Raw genomic sequence first — 23437 nt, forward strand, 5'->3', positions numbered from 1 at the left:
ACATTAACTGGACATTTCGCGGTTCCCCTCACCCGCTCCACAGGCCGAAATCACCCATCTTCCTGCTCGACCGCGCGCATGGGTGCAGGTAGGGCTGGCCTTGCCTAATAGCGCTCGCCACCGCACAGGATGCGCCCTGTGCCGCGATTGTCGACGGTGCAGGCGGGCTTGCCGCCGACCGTCACATCGCCCGATCCGGTCGCCACGATTTTCGCTGTCACCTCCGTCGTCAGGATGACGCTGCCGGGGCCATCATTGCTGATGCTGGCCTGTCGGACGCGCAGTGGTTCCGCAGCGACCGCTCCGGGGCCGTTGACGCGAATATTCGCCACGCCGGCCCGGCCCGTCAGAGTCGCGCGTCCGCCACCCGCCAGCATCAGGTCGATCCGGTCGAGCTGAACATCCCCCACTCTCACATCGCCATTGCCGCCGAGGATGATCTGTCCCGCCAGCCCCTTCATCCGGTTGACGGCAATGGAGCCGCCTCCGGTCAGCACCACGCGCTCGATCATGCCCGTCGACAGCCGCAACGTGGCTGCGCCACCGCTTTTCTCACCGGGACGGGGACGGTCCATGGTCACCGTGAGCAGTCGTCCCGACACGTCGACTTTCAGCCGGTCGAGCGCACCTTGATCGCCTTCCGCCCGCGCCGACGCGCCGGTCCCGGTAGTGAGCACTACGATGACGGGCGCGTCCACGCGGATCGCGTCGAAACTCGTGATGGTGAAACCCCGCGTCGCCGCGCCCGCAGGAGCGGCGATCGCCAGGCTCGCCGTAATCAGGGTATGCAGCGCGCTTCGCCCGGTCCCACGCCGTTGGTCGTGCATTGCGCCTTGCCTTTCACCGTCACGTCGCCTGGTCCCATGATGCTGATAGCAACCTTCCCGTCGGAGGCAAAGTCGATGTCGCCCGCGCCCAGTATCGAAACGTCGGCGCTGCCGACCTTCAGCGCTTCGCCGTCAATGTCGCCGGCGCCGGTGATCGACAGCTTCGCCGTGTCCGCCGTGCCGGAGATTTTCACCGATCCCGCGCCGGTGATATCGGCCGACAGCGACTTGAGCCTCACCATGCCGATGCGGAAGTCACCGGCGCCGGTCAGCGACAGGTCCAGCCTTTCGCCCTCCGCCTTGTCTAGGTCGAAATCGCCTGCCCCGGTCAGGTCGGCGGCCCGGATGGCAGGCATGGTGATGCGGATTGTCGCGCCCTTGTCGCCATTCCTGCGCCCCCAGTTCCAGTCACCCTTGGATTTGCGACCGATCACCAGCTTGTCGTCCTTGACGCTGATGGCGAGGTCCGCCACCGACTTGGGATCGCCCTCCGCCTTGATCGAGAAATCGGGCGCGATGGTCACGGCGACATTGTCGGGACCGGTCGCTTCGATGGCGGTGAAGTCCTTGAGGGCGGACCAGTCCTGCGCGGTGCGCGCGACATCCTCGGCGGAGGGTGACTTTTCGGTGCGCGAGCAGGCGCTGGTCGACAGGCTCAGTCCGGCAATGACAAGCGCGAAAAGCGGAAGGGGGAGCGGCATCGTTATCTCCTAAGTGTGTTGTCGCAACAATACACATTGGCAGTGGTGGTTCCAAGCCCCTTGTTCGTCGGACTTTTCCGGCCAAGATAGTCTACCGAACACGCGGAGTCCCAAACCCATGCGCCTGTCTCATCTCGCTCTTCCGCTTCTTTCGCTGATTGCTGCCGGCGCGGCCCGTGCAGAGGACGCGGGCGACGGCGGCGCACGCTGGTGGAGCCATGTCCAGTCGCTTGCCAATGACGGCATGGAGGGGCGCGGCACAGGCACGCCGGGCTATGACCGCGCGGCCGACTATGTCATCGGGCAGTTCCGGGCGCTTGGCCTCAAGCCGATGGGAACGGAAGGATACAAGCAGCCCGTGTCCTTCGTCGAACAGGTGATCCTCTCCGACCGGAGCAGTGCCGCGCTGGTCGGTCCGGCTGGCGAAAAGGCGCTGGCAGTGCCGGGCGACCTCATCGTTTCGGGCAGCGGCGGGCCGGTTCCGGAAAGTATCGACGCGCCGATGGTCTTTGCGGGCTATGGCCTGCATCTGCCGGAGGTCGGGCATGATGATTTCGCCGGGCTGGACCTCAAGGGCAAGATCGTGGTCGTCCTGTCGGGCGGGCCCGCCACCATCTCCGGCGCATTGAAGTCGCACGCCCGTTCAGAGCGCGCGCACTGGCTTGCGGCGCGGGGCGCGCTCGGCCTCATTACATTGGTGACGCCCAAGCAGGTCGAAATTCCCTGGACGCGGCGGATTGCGCTGGCCGGCGCGCCGGCCCTCTATTTCACGGACAACAGCCTGCGCGACACCCAGACGCCCTTTCTGGGAGCCCAGTTCGATCCCGCCAAATCGGCCCTTTTGTTCGAAGGCTCTGGCAAGACTTTCGACCAGATCGCAGCGGCGGCGGACGCTTCCGCCCCGGTGCCGAGCTTCCCGCTGGCGCTCCGGCTGAAGGCGCAGGTCGCGGCCAAGCGACGCGATGTCAGTTCGCCCAACCTCGTCGCCATGATGCCGGGCGGCGATCCGAAGCTGCGCCAGGAATATGTGGTCCTGTCCGCCCATCTGGACGGCTATGGTATCGGCACACCCATAAAGGGCGATGCCATCTACAACGGCGCGTTCGACAACGCGTCCGGAGTGGCCAGCCTGCTGGAAATCGCCCGCGCGCTGAAGGCCGGCAAGGTGAAGCCCAGGCGCTCCATCCTCTTTGCGATCGTGACGGCGGAGGAGAAGGGATTGCTGGGGTCGCGCTATTTCGCCCGCCGGCCAACGGTGCCGCAGAAGGACATTGTCGCGGACCTCAATTTCGACATGGCGCTGCCGATCTTCCCGCTGACCAGCGTGACGCCCATCGGCTATGACCAGAGCTCGCTGGGGCAGGATGCAGCAGCTGTCAGCGCGGCCATGGGCCTGCCGATCACGTCCGATCCCTTCCCGGACCGCAACGTCTTCATCCGGTCGGACCAATATGCCTTCATCCGCGAAGGCATCCCCGCGCTTTTCTTCAAATATGGCTTCAAGGCCGGCACGCCGGAGGCGGAGACGGAGAAGGCGTGGCGCGCCAATCTCTATCATTCGCCCTTCGACGATCTGAACCAGCCGGTGCTGCCGGCGGAAAGCGCGAAGCTGAACGACTATGTCACTGCGGTCACGCTGCGGGTCGCCAATGCGGCCGCGCGGCCGCGCTGGAACCAGGGCAGTTTCTTCAGGCGGTTCGCGAAATAGCGACCGGGCCTTTCGAACATGCATTACTCCATCCGGATAGCGCCTATGTCCGGTTCGCTCGCTTTTCTGAACCTTGGATTAGAACATAAAAGTTGCCCATTCGACGTCGCCAGTCGCGTACGCCTTGCGCGGACGAATGGAGAAATTGCTGTGACATTGGCCGGGAATTTTCGATCCGCACTGATGGACTTTTATGTGCACCAGGTTCCCAATTTTCGCGGGAAATGGCGGATTCTCTCGCCCTTCGCGAAAATGGTGAACGGGACGTCGGTGCGATCGGGCTACGGCAGCTTCCGCTTGGGCATGGACGTACATGACAGAACATTTCAACTGGGGGTAACGGCCAGATATGGGACAGTCGTGTCCAATGAGGTTGAGCGGCTGAACCCCGGCGATTGTTTCATCGACGTGGGGGCCAATTGTGGAGTGTTTGCCCTTCTGGCGGCCGAGCGCGTCGGTCCGGAGGGACTGGTTGTATCTTTCGAACCGTGTTTTTCGACTTTCGCGAAGCTGGTGCGAAACATCCACATCAACGATGCGGAGAATATCCTGCCCTTCAACATGGCCTTGTCCGCGCTGACCCGGCCTGAACTTCTTGATAACAGCGCGGTCGGCCATTCTGGCAGGTTCGCGATCGCGCCCGATGCAATCGAGCGTGGGGGGGAGCGCGTCATGTCGCTCTCAATTCAGGATTTCCCCGGACTCTTGAAGTTGATCGGTGACCGCCGGATACTCGTCAAGATCGACGTCGAAGGATTCGAGCATTCGGTACTTCAGGGCCTGGAACCGATCCTGGCCCTGCCACAGACGTGTGGCGTTGTAGTGGAGGTCGATGAGAAGAATTTGGGCCGATACGGCGTTGATCCGCAGGCCATCTATGCACTGCTCTATCGGCACGGCTTTTCCTGGACCAACGATGTCGACGCGGCGAGCCATTTCGACGCTGTGTTCCATCGGGAATCGCCACTCTCGCGGGACCAGCAAGTTTCTTCGGCCTTCCCCCTTGAAGCGGCGCGACGGCGCACCGCTCGTCAAGAGAACGGTATGCGCTGGGTCCATTTGTCACAGATCGCGGCGGCTGTGTTGTTGGTGATCGGCGGCTGGATGATCGCGCGGACGGGGTTCTCCGCATCCGCCCCGCCCGCAGAATATTTCGTCGAGGAAGCCTTGCAATCCCATGACATAGCGCAGGTGCGCACGCGGTTGCGCCGTTCGCCACCTGCTGTTTATGATCCACAGGAAGTCGCCGCCTTCACGCGCATCGCATTGCCGAAACTGCCTGCCGGGTGGCGGGTAATAGACGTTCAGCTCTTCCCGTCGGACAGCGGAGCCAGCCTTCAGATGACCATCAGCAACGGCAAGTCTGCGTCCATGTCCTTGTTTGCAGTGCGGGATGACAAGGTCGCACCATCCAGGCCCGACGTAATGAGCCGCAACGGCACATCGGTAGCCTGTTGGCAGGAAGGCGATTTGGCCTATGCACTCGTCAGTCGGAATCCGCCCGCCGAAATTGATCGCCTTGCGGAGGATATCGCTGACAATGTCACTTCGTAGATCGGGATGAAACTTGAGCGCAGGAGATTCTTGCCAGCAGCACCCCGCTTGATCCCCTGCACGCCGACGCCTACACCCGCTCCATGACCCATGCACCCTATCCGGCGCTGCGTATGCGCCGCACGCGCGCTGCTGCCTGGAGCCGGGCGATGCACGCCGAAAACCGCTTGTCGCCCAGTGACTTCTTATGGCCCCTGTTCGTGACCGAAGGGCAGGCCGTGGAAGAGCCGATCGCGGCGCTGCCGGGTGTTTCGCGCTGGTCGGTCGACCTGATGGTGGAACGGGCCAGGGACGCGCGCGACGCCGGCATCCCCTGTCTCGCCCTCTTTCCCAATACCCAGGCCGAACGGCGCAGCGATGACGGCGCCGAAGCGCTCAATCCCGATAACCTCATGTGCCGGGCGATCCGCGCGATCAAGGATGCGGTTCCCGATATCGGCGTGCTGACCGATGTGGCGCTGGACCCCTATACCGCCCATGGCCAGGATGGGCTGCTCGACGAGACGGGCTATGTCGTCAACGACGCCACCATCGACGTGCTGATCGGGCAGTCGCTGAACCAGGCCGCTGCGGGCGCCGACATCATCGCGCCCAGCGACATGATGGACGGTCGCGTCGGCGCGATCCGCGAGGCGCTGGAGGAAACCGGCCACGCCAATGTCCAGATCATGGCTTATGCCGCCAAATATGCGAGCGCCTTCTACGGTCCGTTCCGCGATGCGGTCGGTTCGCGCGGATTGCTCAAGGGCGACAAGAAAAATTACCAGATGGACCCTGCCAATGGCGAGGAAGCGCTGCGCGAAGTCGCGCTCGATCTGGCCGAGGGGGCGGACAGCGTGATGGTGAAGCCGGGCCTGCCCTATCTCGACATCGTGGCGCGGGTAAGGGACCGTTTCGCCGTCCCGGTTTTCGCCTATCAGGTGTCGGGCGAATATGCGATGATCGAACATGCCGCAGCGGCCGGGGCGGGGGACCGCGACGCGCTGATCCTGGAGACGTTGATGGCGTTCAAGCGGGCGGGTTGCTCCGGCGTGCTGACCTATCATGCGCTCCACGCCGCCAGGTTGCTCGGCGCCTGATGCGGATGGGAACGCGCCCGCGCTACGTCGTCACGATCTGCGCGGGCTCGTTCCTGCTCTTCCTGGTCCAGCCCATGATCGCGCGCATGGCGCTGCCCCGGCTGGGCGGCGCCCCATCGGTGTGGAATTCGGCCATGCTGGTCTATCAGGCGCTGTTGCTTGCCGGCTATGCCTACGCCCATTGGCTGGGCCGCTTCGGCGTGAGGCGGCAGGCGATGATCCATCTCGGCCTGTTCCTGGTCTGCGCCATCTTCCTGCCGATCGGACTTGCGGCGTGGCAACCGCCGGCCGGCATGGAGCCGGCCTTCTGGGTGCTCTGGCTGCTCGGCGCGTCGATCGGGCCGCTCTTCTTCGTCGTCGCGGCCCAGGCGCCCCTGTTGCAGCGCTGGTTCGCAATCGCGGACAGGAGCGATCCCTATCCGCTCTATGCCGCGTCTAATCTGGGCAGCTTCGCCGGCCTGATCGCCTATCCGCTGCTGGTCGAACCGCTACTGACGCTCAAGGCGCAGAGTATCCTCTGGTCGCTTTGCTATGGTGCGCTCTTCTTTCTGGTCTATGCCAGCGCGCGTCGCTTGCCGCCGGACGGAAGGATGGCGACCGAGGCTGTCGAAGCCTCGCCGCCGCCGCCGGACGGCCGGACGATGCTGCACTGGACCGCGCTGGCGGCGGTTCCGTCGGGACTGATGCTGGCGACCAGCCTCTACCTGACGACCGATATCGTGGCGATGCCGCTGCTCTGGGTGCTGCCGCTCGGCCTCTATCTGCTGAGTTTCAGTCTGGCGTTCGCGGTCGGCCGGCGGCCCGCCGAACTATGCGTGTTGATCGCGCCGATCATTCTGCTGATTGGCGCGTGCATCGCCTTCACCGGGGGCGTCAAATTCCCGGTTTTCGTGGCGCTCGGCATCCTTGTCGTGTTGTTCGTGACGGCCGTGGCGCTCCATGCCCGGCTTTACGAGCTTCGGCCCGCGCCGGTGCATCTGACGCGTTTCTATTTGATCATGTCGGTCGGCGGCATGGTCGGCGGCCTGTTCTGCGCGCTGTTGGCGCCTTTGATCTTCGACTGGACCTATGAATATCCGATCCTGCTTGTCGCCGCCGCGCTTCTGCTGCCGCCGCGCGAGCCATTTCTGCGTTTGCCGCGCCTCTTGTGGGAAGACCCGCGCCGGCGTGTCTGGCTCGGCGCGCTGATCCTGGTGGCCGGTCTGCTGCTGTCGGTGATCGGCGGGGGCATGGTGATGCCGGAATGGAAGTCGCCGGCGATCAAGACGGCCAGCTTCCTGACTATCATCGCCCTGGGCATTGCTGCGCTCGGCCACCGGTTGCTGACCGCCGGCCTGCTGCTCTATCTTATGCTGTGCCTCAGCGGCTGGGAAAAGCTGGCCCAATCCCTGACGCCGGGGATGCTGACCCGCAGCTATTTCGGCGTCTATGGGGTCGCAGACAGAGGGGCGACCCAGCGTATCCTGTTCCACGGCACGACGCTGCACGGCATCCAGGACCGGACACCCGGCCGAGAGCGCGAACCGACCAGCTATTATGCCCCAGATTCGGGAGTGGGCCTCGCGCTCCGCCATGCGGCTTCACTGTTCGGCCCCGGCTCACGCATCGACGTCGTCGGTCTGGGGGCGGGGACGCTTGCCTGTTACATCCAGCCCGGACAGACATGGCGCTTCTACGAGATCGACCCCGCCATGGTCGACATCGCGCGCGATCCGGCACATTTTTCCTTCCTGTCGCGCTGCCAGCCCCGCGCCGCCATCGTCGTGGGCGACGCGCGCATGACGCTGGCGCGGCAAGCGGCCGGAGGCGCCGACTTGCTGGTGATCGACGCCTTCTCTTCCGATTCCATTCCGGTGCATCTGCTGACGCGGGAGGCACTGGCCATCTATGGCCGTCGCCTGGCGCCGGATGGACTATTGCTGATCCATATTTCCAACCGCTATCTCGACCTGCGGCCGGTTATCGCGGCGGACGCGACGGCGGAGGGCTGGCAAGCGCGATTGCGCCATTACCGGCCGGACCCGAAGGACGCAAAACGCCATTATGCGGCGTCGGTGTGGATCGCCCTGTCCCGCGACGGGACGCAACTCGATCGACTGGCGCGAGCGAGCGGGGCGGCCAGTTGGCAGCCGCTGCCGGCCCGTCCCGGCTTCAGCGTCTGGTCGGACGACCATGCCAGCATCCTGCCGATCCTGAAGATCAGACCCTAGAGGAGAGCCACCATGTCGGTCCCGGTCTACCCCGACGTCAGCATCATCCCCTTTGCGGGCAAGACGCCGATCATCCACCCCAGCGCCTTCATCGCGCCGGGATGCCGGATCATCGGTGATGTCGAGATCGGCGAGGATGCCAGCATCTGGTATAATTGCGTGATCCGGGGCGACGTGAACCGAGTGCGGATCGGCGCCCGCACCAATGTGCAGGACGGGACGATCATCCATTGCGACAGCCCCGGCGATCGTGCCGACGGACGTCCCAGCGATGGCTGGCCCGCAATCATCGGTGAAGATGTGCTGATCGGCCACATGGCGATGATCCATGGCTGCGTCCTTAGCGACAGGGCGTTCGTCGGGCTGGGCGCGATCGTCATGAGCGGCGCGAAGGTGGAAAGCGACTCGATGCTGGCGGCCGGTGCGCTGCTGTCATCGGGAAAGACGGTGCCCCATCGTCAGCTCTGGGCAGGCCGCCCCGCCAGATATATGCGCGACTTGAGCGATGAAGCGCTGATCGACATGCGCGAGGGCGTGGATCATTATGTTCACGCCGCCAAGGCGCACAAGGGCGCAGTCAAGGCGGCCGGGGAGTAGGCGAGGGCGGTCATTTCGCGAAAAGGTGATTAGCGGACTGTCAATTTCGCACAACGCTTCAAGGGGAAGGCGACGTCCCGCTACCCGCGCGACCCGGAGGACGGTAATACAGTATGACCGCACTCGAGCGGCGTCGCATCGCGCTTGACTGTCTGCCTCTGGTTGCTTCGCGATAGTTAGCCCTAAGGCTGCGGCAATCGCGACTTCATCGCGTCGATCCGGTCATTCTGCTGATCGACCAGGGCCAGCGTCGCGCTGCGCGCCGCGTCGACATCCTCGAGCCCGCCGCGCGCCTTGCCGTCGGCGATGGCGTTGCTCCGCTGAACATAAAGGGTGTCGAGGCTGGCAAGCGCCGACACGCTGTCGTTCCTCGCAGCTTCGAGCGAACTGATCGCCACCTGCGCGGAGACCCAGGCGTCGGATGAAACGGCAGCGCCGGACGCCGCGCCGACGGCGCGATCCGCCTTGGCATAGGCCGCGTCGAATGCCGCCGCGCCCTTGCCCGCCTGACCGAGGTGGCGTGCGATCTCCTCGGACAGCGCCGGGTCGGCTGGCACGGTGGCGGGCGCTGTGCCGACTTCGGCCATCGCGGCGCTTTCGATCGGCCGCTTGGCAAGCGAGGGATAGCCCTGCGGTGCGCCGGCGCAGCCCGACAGGAACAGGGCGAGGGCGGCAAAGAGGCGACGAGGGTTCATGACCTGCATCTAGGACGGCCCGGCCCGGCGCGCAACCGATCCCGCATCATCCTTAACGGGGGAGGGCGGCGGCTTCGCGGGCCAGCGTTTCGATCCTGGCGGGGTCAACCGGCCCCTTGGGCACGACCCAACTGCCGCCGACGCATTTGATGAAGGGCTGGGCCAGCCATTCAGGGGCGCTTTGTGGCGTGATGCCGCCGGTAGGGCAGAAACGGGCCGTGTGCAGCGGCGCGGCGAGCGCCTTCAGCGCGGGGAGGCCACCCGAGGTTTCCGCCGGGAAGAATTTGAAATGGCTGAGCCCCATGTCCATGCCGCGCATGATGTCGGCGGCGGTGGCGGTGCCCGGCAGGAAGGGAATCTTCGCTGCGATCGCCGCCTTGCCCAGCGGCTTGGTGAGGCCCGGGCTGACGATGAAGCGCGCGCCGGCCTCCATCGCCGCGTCGAGCTGCGCGGGGTTCAGCACCGTGCCTGCGCCGACGACCGCGCCCTCGACCTTGGCCATTTCACGGATCACGTCCAGCGCGGCGGGGGTGCGCAGAGTCACCTCCAGCGCGGGCAGGCCGCCCGCGACCAAAGCGCGCGCGATCGGCAGCGCGTCCTCGACTCGATCGACCACCAGCACCGGGATCACCGGGGCCAGTTCCATCACCTGCTCGACGGTCAGCTTGCTCATCATTACTTCTCCCGGAATGCGGCTGCGGCCCCGAACAGGCCGATTTCATCGTGGATGGCCATGCGAATCGGTACGGTCGCCATCAGGCTTTCGAACCGGCCCTTGGCCGTGAAACGGGTATGGAAGCCGCTGTGCGGCAGAAAGTCGCGCATCCGTTGCGTCAGCCCACCGGCCAGCACCACGCTGTGCGGGCCATGGGCCAGGGCCAGGTCGCCCGCGACCGATCCGTAGCAGAGGCAGAACCGTTCCAGCGCGGCGCGCGCGAAGGGATCGCTGTCGTCCAGCGCGGCCTGCCACAATTCGGGGTCTTCCATCAGCATCACACGGTCATGGCCGATCGTCGCCAGCGCCTTGTAGATATAGTTGAGGCCCGGCCCGGACACGATCCGCTCCGTCGACACGCGCAGGAACTTGTCGCGCAGATAGGAGAGGATCTTCTCTTCCATATGATCGAGCGGGGCGAAGTCCAGATGACCGCCTTCGGTCGCGATGACATGAGGATGTCCGTCATCATAGGCGATCATCGCGACGCCCAGGCCCGTGCCCGGACCCAGGATGGTGACACCGCCATCGCTCGGGAAGGGACGGTCCTCGCCGAACAGCAGCGGCAGATTTTCGTCCGGCAGGCGCGACACGGCGTGTGCCACCGCTTCGAAATCATTGACCAGCCGCACGCCGCGCACGCCCAGATCGTCGGCCAGCGTATCGGCGCGGATCACCCAATTGCTATTGGTCAGCTTGATGACCTCGCGCCCGATCGCGGTGGCGAAGGCGATCGAAGCGGCCTTGGGCAGGTCACCATTGCCGTCCTTCCGCTCATCCTCGGCGAAGGCGGCCCAGCAGGCCTGGAGGCTGGGATAGTCGGCCACCTTGTACTTGCGCACGGTGCCGAGCGTCGGCACGCCCTTCGCGTCCAATGAGGCGCGGGCGAAACGGGCGTTGGTCCCGCCGATGTCGGCGGCGATGATGTCGGTCATATTGAGGCGCCTCGATTATATTCTGATCGTCATCCCCGCGACCGCGGGGATTCAACTCCCGCCATGGCTTTCAGCCGCAACGCCGGGAGATGGATTTCCGCCTTCGCTGGAACGACGGAGGTGATGATTTCAAAACTCGCTTTCCATCGCAGCCAGGATCGGCGAAGCGCCGGCTTCCGCCAGGTCGCTATGATGGCGGAACAAGGCGAACAGTTCGCGGCCCGTGTCATAGGGCGGCGGCGGAGCGGCGGGGATGTCCCGCGCGTTCCATGTCGCCGCGTCGACCAGCGCATCGACCGTGCCGCTCTCCGCGCACACGCGCACCATGTCGCCGTCGCGCAGCTTGCCGATCGGTCCGCCGCCCAAGGCTTCGGGCGACAGGTGGATGGCGGCAGGCACCTTGCCGGACGCGCCGGACATGCGACCGTCGGTCAGCAGCGCGACCTTGAAGCCGCGATCCTGCAAGACGCCGAGCGCCGGGGTCAGCTTGTGCAGCTCGGGCATCCCGTTGGCCTTCGGCCCTTGGAAGCGGACCACGACCACGACGTCGCGCTCCAGCTCGCCCGCCTTGAATGCTCGCAACACATCGTCCTGGTCGTGGAAAACGGCGGCGGGCGCCTCGATCGTCCAGCGTTCCTTATCGACCGCGCTCACCTTCATGACGCAGCGGCCCAGATTGCCCTGGAGCAGCTTCATGCCCCCATCGGCCTGGAAAGGGTTGGCGGCCGGCCGCAGCATGGCTTCATCCCGCGAAGCCGGAACGTCGCGCCATTGCAGCGCCTCGTTTTCCAGCACCGGCTCCTTGCCATAATCGCTGAGGTCGGCCCGCGCGACCGTCATGATGTCGCGGTGTAGCAGGCCGGCGTCCAGCAGTTCGCGGATGATGACCGCCATGCCGCCCGCCGCGTGGAAATGATTAACGTCGCCCGATCCATTGGGATAGACCCTGGCCAGCAGCGGCACCACGTCGGAAATTTCGGCAAAGTCGGTCCAGTCGATACTGATTCCGGCCGCTCGTGCGATGGCGGGCAGGTGGATCGCATGGTTGGTGGAGCCCCCCGTCGCCATCAGCCCGATGATCGCATTGACGATCGCCTTTTCATCGACGCAATGGCCGAGCGGCCGATAGTCATCTCCGTCCCAGCCGATGTCTGCGATCCGGTGCGTCGCCGCGCGGGTCAGTTCGCTGCGCAGCTTCGTGCCGGGATTGACGAAGGCGGCGCCGGGCATGTGCAGCCCCATCATCTCCATCATCATCTGGTTGGAATTGGCCGTGCCGTAAAAGGTGCAGGTGCCCGCGCCATGGTAACTGGCGCTTTCGGACTCCAGCAACTCTTCCTTGCCGACCTTGCCCTCGGCATAGAGCTGGCGGATTCGCACCTTTTCCTTGTTGGCCAGGCCCGACGGCATCGGACCGGCGGGGATCAATATCGTCGGCAGATGGCCGAAGCGCAGCGCGCCGATCAGCAGGCCCGGTACGATCTTGTCGCAGATGCCGAGCAGCAGCGTGCCCTCGAACATCGCATGGCTGAGCGACACGGCGGTCGACAGGGCGATGGTGTCGCGGCTGAACAGCGACAGGTCCATGCCCGCCTGGCCCTGGGTTACGCCGTCGCACATGGCCGGCACGCCGCCTGCCACCTGCGCCGTGGCGCCCACTTCGCGCGCGGCGATCTTGATCTGCTCGGGATAGCGGCCATAGGGCTGATGCGCCGAGAGCATGTCGTTGTACGAGGTGACGATGCCGATGTTCATCGCCGCGCCCGTGCGGATGACGGCCTTGTCCTCGCCACTCGCGGCAAATCCATGGGCTAGGTTGCCGCAGGACAACTGGTCGCGATTGGTGCCGGCTTCGCGGCCGCGCTCGATCAGGTCGAGATACTGGCGGCGGCGCGAAGCACTGCGCCGCACGATGCGCTCCGTCACCTGGGCGATTACGGGGTGAAGATCAGTCATGCCAGCTTGCTCCGTCGCGTTCGATCAGGGCAATGGCCGAGGACGGGCCCCAGTTCCCCGAAGAATAGGTGGAGGGCTTCACATGAGCCTCCTTCCACCCGTCGATGATGCTGTCGATCCAGGTCCATTGTGCCTCCACCTCGTCACGACGGACGAAAAGAGTGGCGTCGCCGGCCAGCAGATCCAGGATCAGCCGCTCATAGGCGATGCGGCGGCGCTGTCCGGCGAAGGCGGCGGTCAGCGACACGTCGAGCGTGACCTCCTCGAGATGGACCTGCCGCTCCAGGCCCGGCCTTTTGCTCATGATCTGGAGGCGGATATATTCTTCCGGCTGCAAGCGGATGACCAGCGTGTTGGGTTCCAGTCCCGTGCCATGGCCATCGCGGCCGAAGATGCTGTGCCGGACCGGCTTGAACTGGATGACGATTTCCGACTGGCGCGCGGGCATCCGCTTGCCGGTGCGCAGGTAGAAGGGGACGCCCTGCCAGCGCCAATTGTCGACAAACGCCTTCAACGCGACGAAGGTCTCGGTGTCAGATGGCTTGCCCAGTTCGTCAGCATAGCCGGTGACGATCTGCCCCTGCACCGCGCCGGGCGTATATTGGCCGCGCACGCTGTGGGTCTTGACCGTCTCGTCGGTCATCGGGCGCAGCGACCGCAGCGCCTTCACCTTCTCGTCGCGGACGGAGGTCGGGTCCATCCTTGCGGGCGGCTCCATGGCGATGATCGACAGGATCTGGAGCATGTGATTCTGCACCATGTCGCGCAGCGCGCCGACGCCGTCATAATAGGAGACGCGCCCTTCGAGACCCACCGTCTCGCCGACGGTAATCTGTACATGGTCGATCGCGCTGGCGTTCCACAGCGGTTCGAACATCACGTTGCCGAAACGCAGGGCGAGCAGGTTCTGGACCGTTTCCTTGCCCAGATAATGATCGACACGGAAAATCTGCTCCTCCGCGAACAGCGCGCCGATGCCGTCATTCACCTCTCTCGAGGAGGCGAGATCCTTGCCGATGGGCTTTTCCATCGCGATCCGGGTCTTGGGCGTAATCAGGCCGGCGTCGGCCAGTCCCTGCGCGGTCGGCGCGAAAAGCGAGGGCGGCGTCGACAGATAGACGGACAGGCCGCGCTCCAGGCGGCCGTCGATGCGTGCGGCGAGCGCTGCGAACTGCGCGCTATTGCCCGCCTCGACCGGCTGATATCCGATCATCGTGCGAAATGTCGCCGCAATCGCCGGATCATAGCGGTCGGCGGGCAGGAACTGCTCCAGCGCGGCGCAGACTTCGTTGCGGAAATCCTCGTCCTCCATCTCCGACCGGCCCGATGCGACGATCAGGAAGTCTTCGGGCAGCAACCCGTCCGACAGGAGGTTGTAGAGCGACGGGAATATCATGCGGCGGGCCAGGTCGCCGGTGGCGCCGAATAACAGGAACGTGGCAGACGGCTCGGTCAAAGGAAGATCCTTCTCCGTTTGTAAGTTGTCTATGTCTGCACGATGCCGCCCTTATAGCGTGCGCGGATCGTTACGCAAGAAGCCTATCGAGCACGGCCTTCAACCGCAACATTATGGGTCCGGGCGCGCCCAATCCGCTGGAATCAGGCTGTCCTCAAGATCGGCGTCCGTCGGGGCTGCGAAGCCGACGCACACTGAGGACGCGCATATCGTCCGGATGATTCGCCCTGCGTCCGCCGCTGCGCAATGTCGGGATCGTGTCGATTCAGGATGACACGGTTTTCATCCTGGTGCTCCGCCAGTTTAGGATATGCGCGCCGGCCAGAAGGGCGCTGCCCGTCAAAGTCCATGCGGCTTCGTGCAGCGCGCCTTCTACCAATAGCGCGCCGATGCTCATCGCGAGCAGGCCCGACAGGCCGAAGAATAGCGGCAACCGCTTGCCATGTCGGCGCCGCCCTCCGCGCAGCGCGACCAGGCTAGTCGGAATCGCTATCGCGAGCATGACGATATGGAAGGTCTCGCCGGGGTCGACGCGTGTCGCCAGCGCTGGAAGCAGGGCGAAGAGCAGGGGCAGTCCGATGCAATGGAGGGTGCAAAGCGACGAGGCGCAGACAGCGAATCCGTCGAGCCAGTTCCGCGCGGTTCCTCCATTTTCCGTAGTCGCCCGACCAATGGTCCTGCAAGAAGCCATATCTTGTCCAATGATATAATATTACATTGATGGTCAGATGGAGGCGCCAGGGGGCATAGTCAAGCACGCGGATCACGCTTTGAGCCGTCAATCCGATTTTCGGCTGGACGCCCGCGGCGGATTTTGCCATCTGGCGGCACCAGCCGTGCGGGTGTGGTGAAATTGGTAGACGCGCCGGACTCAAAATCCGGTTCCGAAAGGAGTGTCGGTTCGAGCCCGACCACCCGCACCATCCTTTGACGGGAACGGCCTGAGTCTTGCCGATCCCCTCGACCCATTCTCCAATTCCCGACGTAGCGTGCTATTAGGCCGCCCAACAGGGTGAGGCGCGTTGCGCGCGCCGGTCATCTCGGGCATTATCGATCGGGCCGCGCTCGCGCATGATGAATTTCCGGAACAGGAAGATCATGTGGGGGAACGAAATGCGCGTGGTTTTGGGATGTCAGGCTTTTGTCGATGGAAACGCAGGCTTGGGGAAGGCTTGCCTTACGCGCTCGATGGATGCCGGCCGCAGCCATCCTGGTGGCGTCATGGTCGTTGATCTCGTCCGGCACTGCGCAGGCACAGCAAAATCTGCTGTTACCGCCCAATTCCGAACCCTTTTCCCGTCCCGTCCGCTCCGACCCGCTGCTCGACCTTGCGCGCCAGGTCGGCCCGATCGGACCGTTGCGCGACGAGGTGCAATCCGCGGTGGAAACCAACGCGGTACTTGACGAAGCGCGCGCAGGGGAGCGGGAGGCGGAGGCAGCACGGATGCAGGCTCGCTCGGTACTTTTCCCGTCGCTCGACCTGACGGTCGATGCGAACCGGTCTTTCGCGCGCAATTTCTCGAATGATCCGGGCAACATAATCGAACGCGCCCGGCCGGAGGGGCGAACCGACGCGTCGGCATCCGTCCGCCAGCGGCTGCTCGATTTCGGCGCCACCTCCAGTCGTATCAATGCCGGCAATGCGCGGGTCGAGGCGGCGCGGACCACGACCCTGGGCTATGGCGCGGATGTCGCGCTTCGGCTCGTCACCGCCTGGTACTCCATTTTCGCGCAACGGCTGATGGAGCAGGCGGCGCTGGAATATGCCCAGCGTCAGACCGTATTGCGCGCGGCGGTGGAGCGGCGCATCGCTCAGGGTTTTTCGGCCAGGGGCGACCTGCCGCGGATCGACAGCTCCATCGCGACGATTCAGACCCGGCTGGCCAGCTTCCGCCGGGACCGGGCCAGCGCGGAGGCGCAATATCGCGCGCTCGCAGGACATGATGCGCCCGAATGGATCCGCCGCGTCTCGTTACCCGACGACGTGCAGGGGCGTGAGGCGCTGGAGGCGCTGGTTCTGCGTGCGCCGGCCGTGCAGAAGGCCGACGCGGAAGCGCGCGCCGCCCGGCAGGATGCGCGTGCCGTTCGCGCCGAGCGCCTGCCGACCGTAGCGGCGGGCGTGGATGCGGGGCGTTATGGCGTGTTCGAAAACTCGGGCGACTATGACGTGCGCGGCCGCCTCATTCTGCGCGCGCAGATCGGCGTCGGGATCAACGCGCGCGCCGATCAGGCGACGGCGCGGGCTGACGCGGCGGAGGCCTATGCCGCGCGCATCCGTCGCGAAGCGCTGCGCGACGCCGAAATCGCCTGGGCGGATGTGCATGGACTTGAAGCGCAGCTTGCGGCGGCAGAGGCGGCCTATCTTGCCAGCCGCACCAATCGCGACGTTTATGCCACCCGGTTCGAAACCTCGGGCGGCACCCTTTTCGATCTCATCACGTCCGAAGACAATTATTTCTATTCCATCGCGACCTATGTCCAGACGCTGGCGGAGCGCGACCTGTCGCGCTTCATCCTGCGCGGTCGGACCGGGCGGCTGCTCGACGATCTGTCGATCCGGGTCGATTCGGCCGACGGTCGCAATGACGGGAACCCCACGCCATGATCCAAGAGCCGTTGCTCGCCGTTGCCAAACCGCGTTTCGCCCCTTGGCTGATCGAGCCGATGCTTCGCAACAAGGCGATTTACATGAAGGTCGCGGTCGCCGCCGCCCTCATCAACATCTTCGCGCTGGTATCTTCGCTCTTCACCATGACCGTCTATGACCGCATCGTTCCCAATGACGGCTCCTCCTCGCTGATCGGGCTGAGCATCGGCCTCGTCTTCGTCCTCGTCTTCGACTTCGTGCTGCGGCTGCTGCGCGTTTATTTCGTCGATATCGCCGGCGCCAATATCGACCATGACGTCGGGGAGACGCTGTTCAGCCGGCTGCTGGCGCTCCGACTGGACCAGCGACGCGGTTCGACCGGCACCTTGACTGGCCTGATGCGTGAACTGGAAACATTGCGCGATTTCTTCGCGTCGGTGACGCTGACGGCCATCATCGACGTTCCCTTCATCATCGTGACGCTTGCGGTCATCGCGTGGCTGGGCGGTGTGCTGGTGTTGCTGCCGATGGCGATGATCCCGGTAGTGATCGGCGCAGGCTTGCTGACCACGCCGGCGCTCGACCGGCTGTCGGCCCGCAGCCTGGGCGACGGCTTGGTCAAGCAATCGGTGCTGATCGAGGCGATCGGCAGCCTGGAGACGGTGAAGGCGATCGGCGCCGGCCCGATGCTCAGCCGTCGCTGGCAGGCCGCGCTTGTCAGCCATTCGGAAAGCTCGCTGGGCCAGCGGCTGGCCGCCGCCATCCCCATGACGGTCGCCAACAGCGCATCGACCATCGCCTATTGCGGCATCATCATCGTCGGCGTGGGACTATTGCGCAATCATGAGGTGACGACCGGCGCGTTGCTCGCCTGTTCGATCCTGTGTGGCCGGGCGCTTGCCCCACTGGCCCAGATCGCAACCTTGCTGTCGCGCCTTTCCGCAACACGCGTCGCCTATCGCCAGATCAACGCGCTGATGGAAACCCCGACCGAGGGGCCGCAAGGCGATGCACTGCATCCGGCCCGGCTGGAGGGCGCGATTGAACTGCGCAACGTCTCCTTCCGCTATCCCGGCGCGCCGGAAAAGGCGCTGGACGGCGTCAGCCTCGCGATCAGGCCGGGGGAAAGGGTCGGCTTCCTGGGTCGCGTGGGATCGGGCAAGTCCACCCTCGCGCGGCTGGTGCTGGGACTTTACGAACCTGAAGAGGGGGTCGTGCTGATCGACGGCGTCGACCTGCGCCAATATGACCCGGCCGAATTGCGCAAGCTGATCGGCGCAGGAATGCAGGACAATGTTCTTATCGCCGGCTCGGTGCGGCAGAATATCTGCCTCGACCGGCCGGGGGTCGAGCAGGAGGAAATGATTCGCGCGGCGGAAATCAGCGGCACGCATCGTTTCATGGGACAGATCGCCAATGGCTATGACCTGCGTCTCGCCGATCGCGGCGATGGCCTGTCGGGCGGCCAACGCCAGTCGATCGCCATCGCGCGCGCCATCGCGGGGCGACCGCCCATCCTTATCTTCGACGAGCCGAGCAGTTCGATGGACGCGCAGACCGAAGCCGACCTCATCTCCCGCCTCCAGTCCGAAGTTGCCGGACGCACCCTTCTGCTCATCACCCATCGCACGTCGCTGCTGTCCATGGTCGACCGGATTGTCGTGCTCGACCGGGGCAAGATCGTCGCCGATGGTCCGCGCGACGCGGTGTTGCAGCGCCTTGCCAGGGGGAAGGCCGCATGAGCGCCGAACTGCCTTTCCAGCCGCCCGCGACGACCATCAAGCCGCGCGTGCCGGCCAACATCATTCTCTGGGTCATCGCCGCTTTCTTCCTGATCTTCCTGATCTGGGCCTGGCTGACGGAGATCGACCGCACCGTCCGCGCTATCGGCAAGGTGATTCCCAGCTCACAATTGCAAGTCATCTCCAACCTGGAGGGCGGTGTGATCGAATCGATCCTGGTCCGCACCGGGCAGGATGTGAAGCGCGGAGCGCCGCTGGTTCGGCTCAGCCCGGTTCAGCCCGGCGCTGAACTGGAAAGCAACCGCGCGAGCAGCGATGCGCTCCAGTTCAAGATCATCCGGCTGGAAGCCGAGATCGCCGGGCGCTCCCCGGTCTTTCCGCAGCCGCGCAATCCGCTGATGGCCAGCCAGATTGCGGTGGAGCAGAGCCTCCACCGATCGCGCATGGCCGAACTGGCCAGTCTCGACAACGTCGCGGCCGCGCGGGTGGCCCAGGCCCGGCGCGCCATCACGGAGGCGAGCGCTACCGAAGAGGCACGCATTTCCGCCCGCGAGACGGCGCGCGCCGATCTCAACCTCCTTCGGCCACTGGTGCAGGAAGGGATCGAGCCGCGCCGTTCCTTGCTTCAGGCGCAGAACAGCTTTGCCGTGTCGAGCAGCGAAGCGGCGGGCGCTGCGGCGGCGGTCGGGCGCGCGCGCTCGGTCTTGACCGAGGCGCAGGCGAGCGCGCAGCAGCAGAAGCGCGACTGGCTGTCGCGCGCCGCCGATGAACTGACCGCCGCGCGCGCCGACATGTCGGTGCGTCAGGCGGCAATGCCGGCCTATGAATATAAGCTCACCCGGACTGTGGTCCGCGCGCCGGTCGATGGACGGATCAACCGGGTCTTCGTCACCACGGTCGGCGGCAGTGTTCGACCCGGCGACCCGCTGCTGGAAATGGTGCCTGGGCGCGACAGCCTGCTGATCGAAGCCGCCGTCGCCGCCAAGGACATCGCCTCGGTCCGATTGGGGCAGAAGGCGAAGGTGCATATTTCCGCCTATGACAGCGCCATCTATGGTTCGATGGAGGGCAGCGTCGTCGCCATCTCGCCGGACGCGGTAGTGAACGAGCGGACAGGGGACAGCCATTATCTCGTCCGGGTCCGCACGGCCAGCGATGCGATCACCGATGATGCGGGGCGGAGGCTCGCAATCGGGCCTGGCATGGGAGCGGACGTCAACCTGCTCGGCGACAAGCGATCGATCCTGGCCTATATCCTGACACCGCTGACCCATTTGAGCGAGACGGCGTTCCGGGAATAGGCTACTGACGGCCAAGTTGATGGTCTTGTTACGAAATGACCAGACGTTGCCCGCAAGAAAGGCGCCCGGTTCCGCCGGGCGCCTTTTCTATGCCAGTCGCAGCGCGACCTCGCTCATGAAGCGGACATCGTCGCCCTTGGCGAGCCACTCCGCCTCGGCGCCGATCGCGCCCAGCATGTCGGCCAGCGCGTCCATCTCGCTCTTGGCGTAATTGCCCAGCACATAGCCATGGACCTTGTCCTTGTGACCCGGATGGCCGATGCCGATTCGGACCCGGCGAAACTCGGCGCCGATATGGGCATCGGTCGACCGCAGTCCATTATGCCCGGCATTGCCGCCGCCGCGCTTTACCTTGACCTTCATCGGCGCCAGGTCGAGTTCGTCGTGGAACACCGTCACATCCTGCGGCGTCAGCTTGTAGAAGCGCATCGCCTCGCCGATCGACCGGCCGCTTTCGTTCATGAAGGTGGCGGGCTTGATCAGCAGGATCTTCTCCGGTCCGATCCGCCCTTCCTGCACCCAGCCCTGAAACTGCTTCTTCGGTGGGGAGAAGCGATACATGTCCGCGATCAGGTCGGCGACCATGAAGCCGACATTGTGCCGGTGCATCGCATATTGCGCCCCCGGATTGCCGAGGCCCGCCCAGATCTGCATGTCGCTACTCCAAACAGGCAAAACCCCGTTCGCCCTGAGCCTGTCGATGGGCGCGCGCGCCAGAATTCGACAGGCCCAGCCCGAACGGGGTTGAGCAGAAACCTTGCGGTCGCAAAAGCCTTATTCGGCTTCGGCTTCCTTGGTCGTGTCGCCTTCGGCGCTCTTCAGCGAAGAGGGAGCAACGATGGTGGCGATGGTGAAGTCGCGATCGTCGATCGCGGTCTTCGCGCCCTTGGGCAGCGTCACCGCGCTGATATGGATCGAATCGCCCACTTCGAAGCCCGAGAGATCGACAACGACGTCTTCGGGAATCTTGGCGGCGTCGACGATCAGTTCGATGTCGTGACGGACGACGTTCAGAACGCCGCCCTTCTTCAGGCCCGGCGAGGCGTCTTCATTCTCGAAGCGCACCGGCACGTTGACGTGGACCGAGGCATGTTCCGAAACGCGCAGGAAGTCAGCGTGCAGCGGACGGTCGGAGACGGGGTGGAACGCCACGTCCTTGGCGAGCGTGCGGACGGTCTTGCCGCCGACTTCGACCATGATGACCGAATTGAAGAAGTGGCCGGTGCCGAGCTGCTTGTTGAGGAGCTTTTCCTCGACGTGGATCGACAGGGGTTCTTCATTGTTACCGTAGATGACGGCGGGTACGCGGCCCTCGCGGCGGAGAGCGCGGGAGGCTCCCTTGCCTGCCCGATCGCGTGCCTCGGCCGACAGCGTAAGCTGCTCGCTCATTGCGTGTCTCCAAAAGCTTGATTGTACATTTTCCCGCCACGCCTCCAGGGATGACCATCGCGGGAAGGCGGCCCTTTAGCAGAATAGGGCCGAAAGGCAAGTGTGCTGCTGTTCACGACGTCCGTTCGTTTTGGGCCGGGCGTGGGCGCGAGGCGTCACTGCACTCGCGTGACCGTGAACCCCCTGGCCTTGAGCAGATCGATCAGATTTTCCCGCCCGGTCAAATGCCCGGCGCCCACGGCGATGAACGGGCGACCCTTCATCGGCTCGATCGCCTTCACCCAATCGCGGTTCCGGGCGACCAATATGGCTTCCTCGACCACCGGGTCGGGCTGTTCGCCGATCTGATCCTCCCTGGCGATCGCGTCCATGTCGCCCTTCGTCCAGGCGGTAAGGATGCGGTCGTACAGTGCCTTCATGTCCTTGGCTTCATGGACGGTCTGCACTAGCAGCCTGGCCTGCGCCGGCTCGGGCAGCGTATCGAATGCGCCGAACTGCCGCTCCACCGTCTCCAGCCCTTCGATCGGCTTGCCGGCCTTCTTGAAGGTCGCGATCAGGACCGGCTCCACTCCGTCATCCTGGCTGACGCCCAGCCCCTGCTGGCTGGCGGCCGACAGCAGCATCGCCGCCGCCCAGCTTTCATAGCCGGACAGGAGTTGCGAACTGGTCCCGCCATCGCCGATCGCCTTCAACAGCGGCGCCTTTTCGCCCTCCGGCACGCGCGCTTCCAGCGGTGGCAGGTTGGGGCTGCGTCCCATCTGCTCGAACAGGGCCAGCGTCTTCTGCTCGTCCTGCAAGTCCGCCGCTTCCAGCACCAGCCGGTCGGCCCGCTCCATGGCCTCCCTGATCGCAGGCGTGTCCCAGGCGACACCCTTGGGCAGGACGTGGATCGTGCCGAACAGCCAGCCTGTCAGCGCGCCGCGCTGCACCTGCCACAGCGCCGGGCCGCCCCGTACCGGCGGCGGCTCGGGCGCCTTGTCGCAGGCCACGACCAGGGTGAGGGCGCAGAGCGCAAGGAAACGGGTGACGAGCCGCATCATCTCAATCCTTCACCCGGTGCGAGGCGACGCCCAGTGCCTTCAGCTGGTCCTGCACGCTGCCCTTGCCCGCCAGATGGCCCGCGCCGACGGCGACGAACGTTATGCCCGGCTGCTCCAGCCGCGCCTTGATCCACTTCGCCCAATTGGCATTGCGCCCGATCAGCAGCACCTGCGCCAGTTCCGGCGTGGCTTCCAGCGACTCGTTCATCGATTTCGCCAGCTTGTCGGGCTGGCCCGCCTGCCAGTAGGTCAGCAGGTCGCCAAATTCCTTCTCCATCTCCGGCAGGCCGTCCACCGTCGCGTTCAGGAACTGGACCTGCTGGACCATCGGCAGGCCGGCGAAGAAGCCGACCTGCTGCTCCACCGTCTCCAGCGCATCGACGGGCTTGCCCGCCGCCTGCGCCGCGCCACGCAATATCTTCTCTGCGCCCAGGTCATTCTTGTAGCCCAGGCGCGCCAGCGGCGCGACCGACAGCGCCATGCCCGCCATCCAGGGATTGAACAGGTCGAATGTCCGCCAGGGCAGGCCGCTTGATTCCATCGCCGCCTGGTATCTGGCCCGCGCTTCGCCGCTCAGCCGGTCGGACAGCTTCACCCCGTCCTTCGCCAGCGCCATGCCGCCCATGGTCGCACCCAGTTCGTTGGGATTGTCTGGCTCGATGATCTCGAGCACCAGCAGGTCGGACCGGTCGAAAGCGCTTTTCACCGGGCCGTTGAACCAGTCGATGCCCGGCTTCATCACATGGACGGTCCCGAACAGATAGATGGTCGTGTCGGCATCGCTCACCTGCCACAGGGCAGGGGTGGCGGTCGCGGCCGGGCGGGCTTGCGCCACGCCGCCGACCAGCAGCAGCGCGGCGCTCAGGCCACGCAGCAAGGCGGAGAAGATCGTCATGCCTTCCTCCATGCGCAGCGCGCGCGCGAAGGGCAAGCGGCTTAACCCTG

20 protein-coding genes and 1 tRNA gene are annotated in these 23437 nt (G+C 65.1%); 9 read left to right on the forward strand and 12 right to left on the reverse strand.

All coding sequences use genetic code 11. From position 1 onward, the window contains the following. Positions 1–104: 104 nt before the first annotated feature. Entirely contained in the window at positions 105–827 is a 723-nt protein-coding gene (locus tag A7Q26_RS10400) for a GIN domain-containing protein (RefSeq protein ID WP_066859300.1), read from the reverse strand. Continuing rightward, on the reverse strand, positions 779–1528 hold the full coding sequence (locus A7Q26_RS10405) for a head GIN domain-containing protein (protein WP_066859301.1): 750 nt from the start codon (positions 1526–1528) through the stop codon (positions 779–781). Before A7Q26_RS10405 ends, A7Q26_RS10400 begins: the two co-directional genes overlap by 49 nt. Before the next feature lie 118 nt (positions 1529–1646). Between A7Q26_RS10405 and A7Q26_RS10410 the strand changes: the two genes are divergently transcribed. From A7Q26_RS10410 to A7Q26_RS10430, 5 genes are all read left to right on the forward strand, one after another. After that, positions 1647–3236, forward strand: a complete 1590-nt coding sequence (locus A7Q26_RS10410; RefSeq protein ID WP_066859302.1) for a M28 family metallopeptidase — start codon at positions 1647–1649, stop codon at positions 3234–3236. Positions 3237–3281: 45 nt separating this feature from the next. Next, complete coding sequence (locus tag A7Q26_RS10415) at positions 3282–4790, forward strand: FkbM family methyltransferase (protein WP_198162910.1); 1509 nt, start codon at positions 3282–3284, stop codon at positions 4788–4790. An 83-nt stretch (positions 4791–4873) separates the two neighbouring features. After that, complete coding sequence (hemB, locus tag A7Q26_RS10420; protein WP_066859304.1) at positions 4874–5869, forward strand: porphobilinogen synthase; 996 nt, start codon at positions 4874–4876, stop codon at positions 5867–5869. Then, complete coding sequence (locus A7Q26_RS10425; protein ID WP_066859305.1) at positions 5869–8079, forward strand: spermidine synthase; 2211 nt, start codon at positions 5869–5871, stop codon at positions 8077–8079. Before hemB ends, A7Q26_RS10425 begins: the two co-directional genes overlap by 1 nt. 12 nt (positions 8080–8091) lie before the next feature. Next, positions 8092–8676 carry a gamma carbonic anhydrase family protein gene (locus A7Q26_RS10430; RefSeq protein WP_066859306.1) on the forward strand — a complete coding sequence of 195 codons (585 nt, stop codon included), beginning with the start codon at positions 8092–8094 and terminating at the stop codon, positions 8674–8676. 182 nt (positions 8677–8858) lie between these two features. Here A7Q26_RS10430 and A7Q26_RS10435 read toward each other — a convergent pair whose 3' ends face one another. The 6 genes from A7Q26_RS10435 to A7Q26_RS10460 all read right to left on the reverse strand — a co-directional run bounded on the left by A7Q26_RS10435 (position 8859) and on the right by A7Q26_RS10460 (position 15124). Beyond that, on the reverse strand, positions 8859–9371 hold the full coding sequence (locus A7Q26_RS10435; protein WP_066859496.1) for a hypothetical protein: 513 nt from the start codon (positions 9369–9371) through the stop codon (positions 8859–8861). Between the two features lie 52 nt (positions 9372–9423). Continuing rightward, positions 9424–10044, reverse strand: a complete 621-nt coding sequence (eda, locus tag A7Q26_RS10440; protein ID WP_066859307.1) for a bifunctional 4-hydroxy-2-oxoglutarate aldolase/2-dehydro-3-deoxy-phosphogluconate aldolase — start codon at positions 10042–10044, stop codon at positions 9424–9426. Between the two features lie 2 nt (positions 10045–10046). Then, positions 10047–11021, reverse strand: coding sequence for a glucokinase (gene glk, locus A7Q26_RS10445; protein WP_066859308.1), 975 nt, complete (start codon positions 11019–11021; stop codon positions 10047–10049). Between the two features lie 129 nt (positions 11022–11150). Beyond that, entirely contained in the window at positions 11151–12977 is a 1827-nt protein-coding gene (gene edd, locus A7Q26_RS10450; protein ID WP_066859309.1) for a phosphogluconate dehydratase, read from the reverse strand. Further along, a complete protein-coding gene (gene zwf, locus A7Q26_RS10455; RefSeq protein ID WP_066859310.1) occupies positions 12970–14433 on the reverse strand; it encodes a glucose-6-phosphate dehydrogenase in 1464 nt (487 codons plus the stop codon). Before zwf ends, edd begins: the two co-directional genes overlap by 8 nt. Positions 14434–14698: 265 nt before the next feature. Beyond that, on the reverse strand, positions 14699–15124 hold the full coding sequence (locus tag A7Q26_RS10460; RefSeq protein WP_066859311.1) for a MerC domain-containing protein: 426 nt from the start codon (positions 15122–15124) through the stop codon (positions 14699–14701). Positions 15125–15271: 147 nt separating this feature from the next. Between A7Q26_RS10460 and A7Q26_RS10465 the strand changes: the two genes are divergently transcribed. The 4 genes from A7Q26_RS10465 (at position 15272) to A7Q26_RS10480 (ending at position 20063) form a co-directional block, all read left to right on the forward strand. Beyond that, positions 15272–15356 (forward strand) — tRNA-Leu (locus tag A7Q26_RS10465). A gap of 269 nt (positions 15357–15625) precedes the next feature. After that, positions 15626–17038, forward strand: a complete 1413-nt coding sequence (locus tag A7Q26_RS10470) for a TolC family protein (protein ID WP_232313754.1) — start codon at positions 15626–15628, stop codon at positions 17036–17038. Beyond that, entirely contained in the window at positions 17035–18762 is a 1728-nt protein-coding gene (locus A7Q26_RS10475; protein WP_066859312.1) for a type I secretion system permease/ATPase, read from the forward strand. The genes A7Q26_RS10470 and A7Q26_RS10475 overlap by 4 nt, the downstream gene beginning before the upstream one ends. Then, positions 18759–20063, forward strand: a complete 1305-nt coding sequence (locus A7Q26_RS10480; protein WP_066859313.1) for an HlyD family type I secretion periplasmic adaptor subunit — start codon at positions 18759–18761, stop codon at positions 20061–20063. The genes A7Q26_RS10475 and A7Q26_RS10480 overlap by 4 nt, the downstream gene beginning before the upstream one ends. An 87-nt stretch (positions 20064–20150) precedes the next feature. Here the strand turns inward: A7Q26_RS10480 and pth are convergent, their stop codons facing one another. The 4 genes from pth to A7Q26_RS10500 form a co-directional block, all read right to left on the reverse strand. Then, the gene (gene pth, locus A7Q26_RS10485; RefSeq protein ID WP_066859314.1) at positions 20151–20717 is read right to left on the reverse strand and encodes an aminoacyl-tRNA hydrolase; all 567 of its coding nucleotides are present in this window, start codon (positions 20715–20717) and stop codon (positions 20151–20153) included. Between the two features lie 120 nt (positions 20718–20837). Continuing rightward, positions 20838–21452 carry a 50S ribosomal protein L25/general stress protein Ctc gene (locus tag A7Q26_RS10490; protein ID WP_066859315.1) on the reverse strand — a complete coding sequence of 205 codons (615 nt, stop codon included), beginning with the start codon at positions 21450–21452 and terminating at the stop codon, positions 20838–20840. A 155-nt stretch (positions 21453–21607) separates the two neighbouring features. Beyond that, positions 21608–22489, reverse strand: coding sequence for a TraB/GumN family protein (locus tag A7Q26_RS10495; protein WP_443018157.1), 882 nt, complete (start codon positions 22487–22489; stop codon positions 21608–21610). A 4-nt stretch (positions 22490–22493) separates the two neighbouring features. Beyond that, a complete protein-coding gene (locus A7Q26_RS10500; protein ID WP_066859498.1) occupies positions 22494–23387 on the reverse strand; it encodes a TraB/GumN family protein in 894 nt (297 codons plus the stop codon). Positions 23388–23437: the final 50 nt, after the last annotated feature.

Origin of the sequence: Sphingobium sp. TCM1 (genome assembly GCF_001650725.1) — a bacterium.
In the GTDB taxonomy this organism is placed as follows: Bacteria; Pseudomonadota; Alphaproteobacteria; order Sphingomonadales; family Sphingomonadaceae; genus Sphingobium.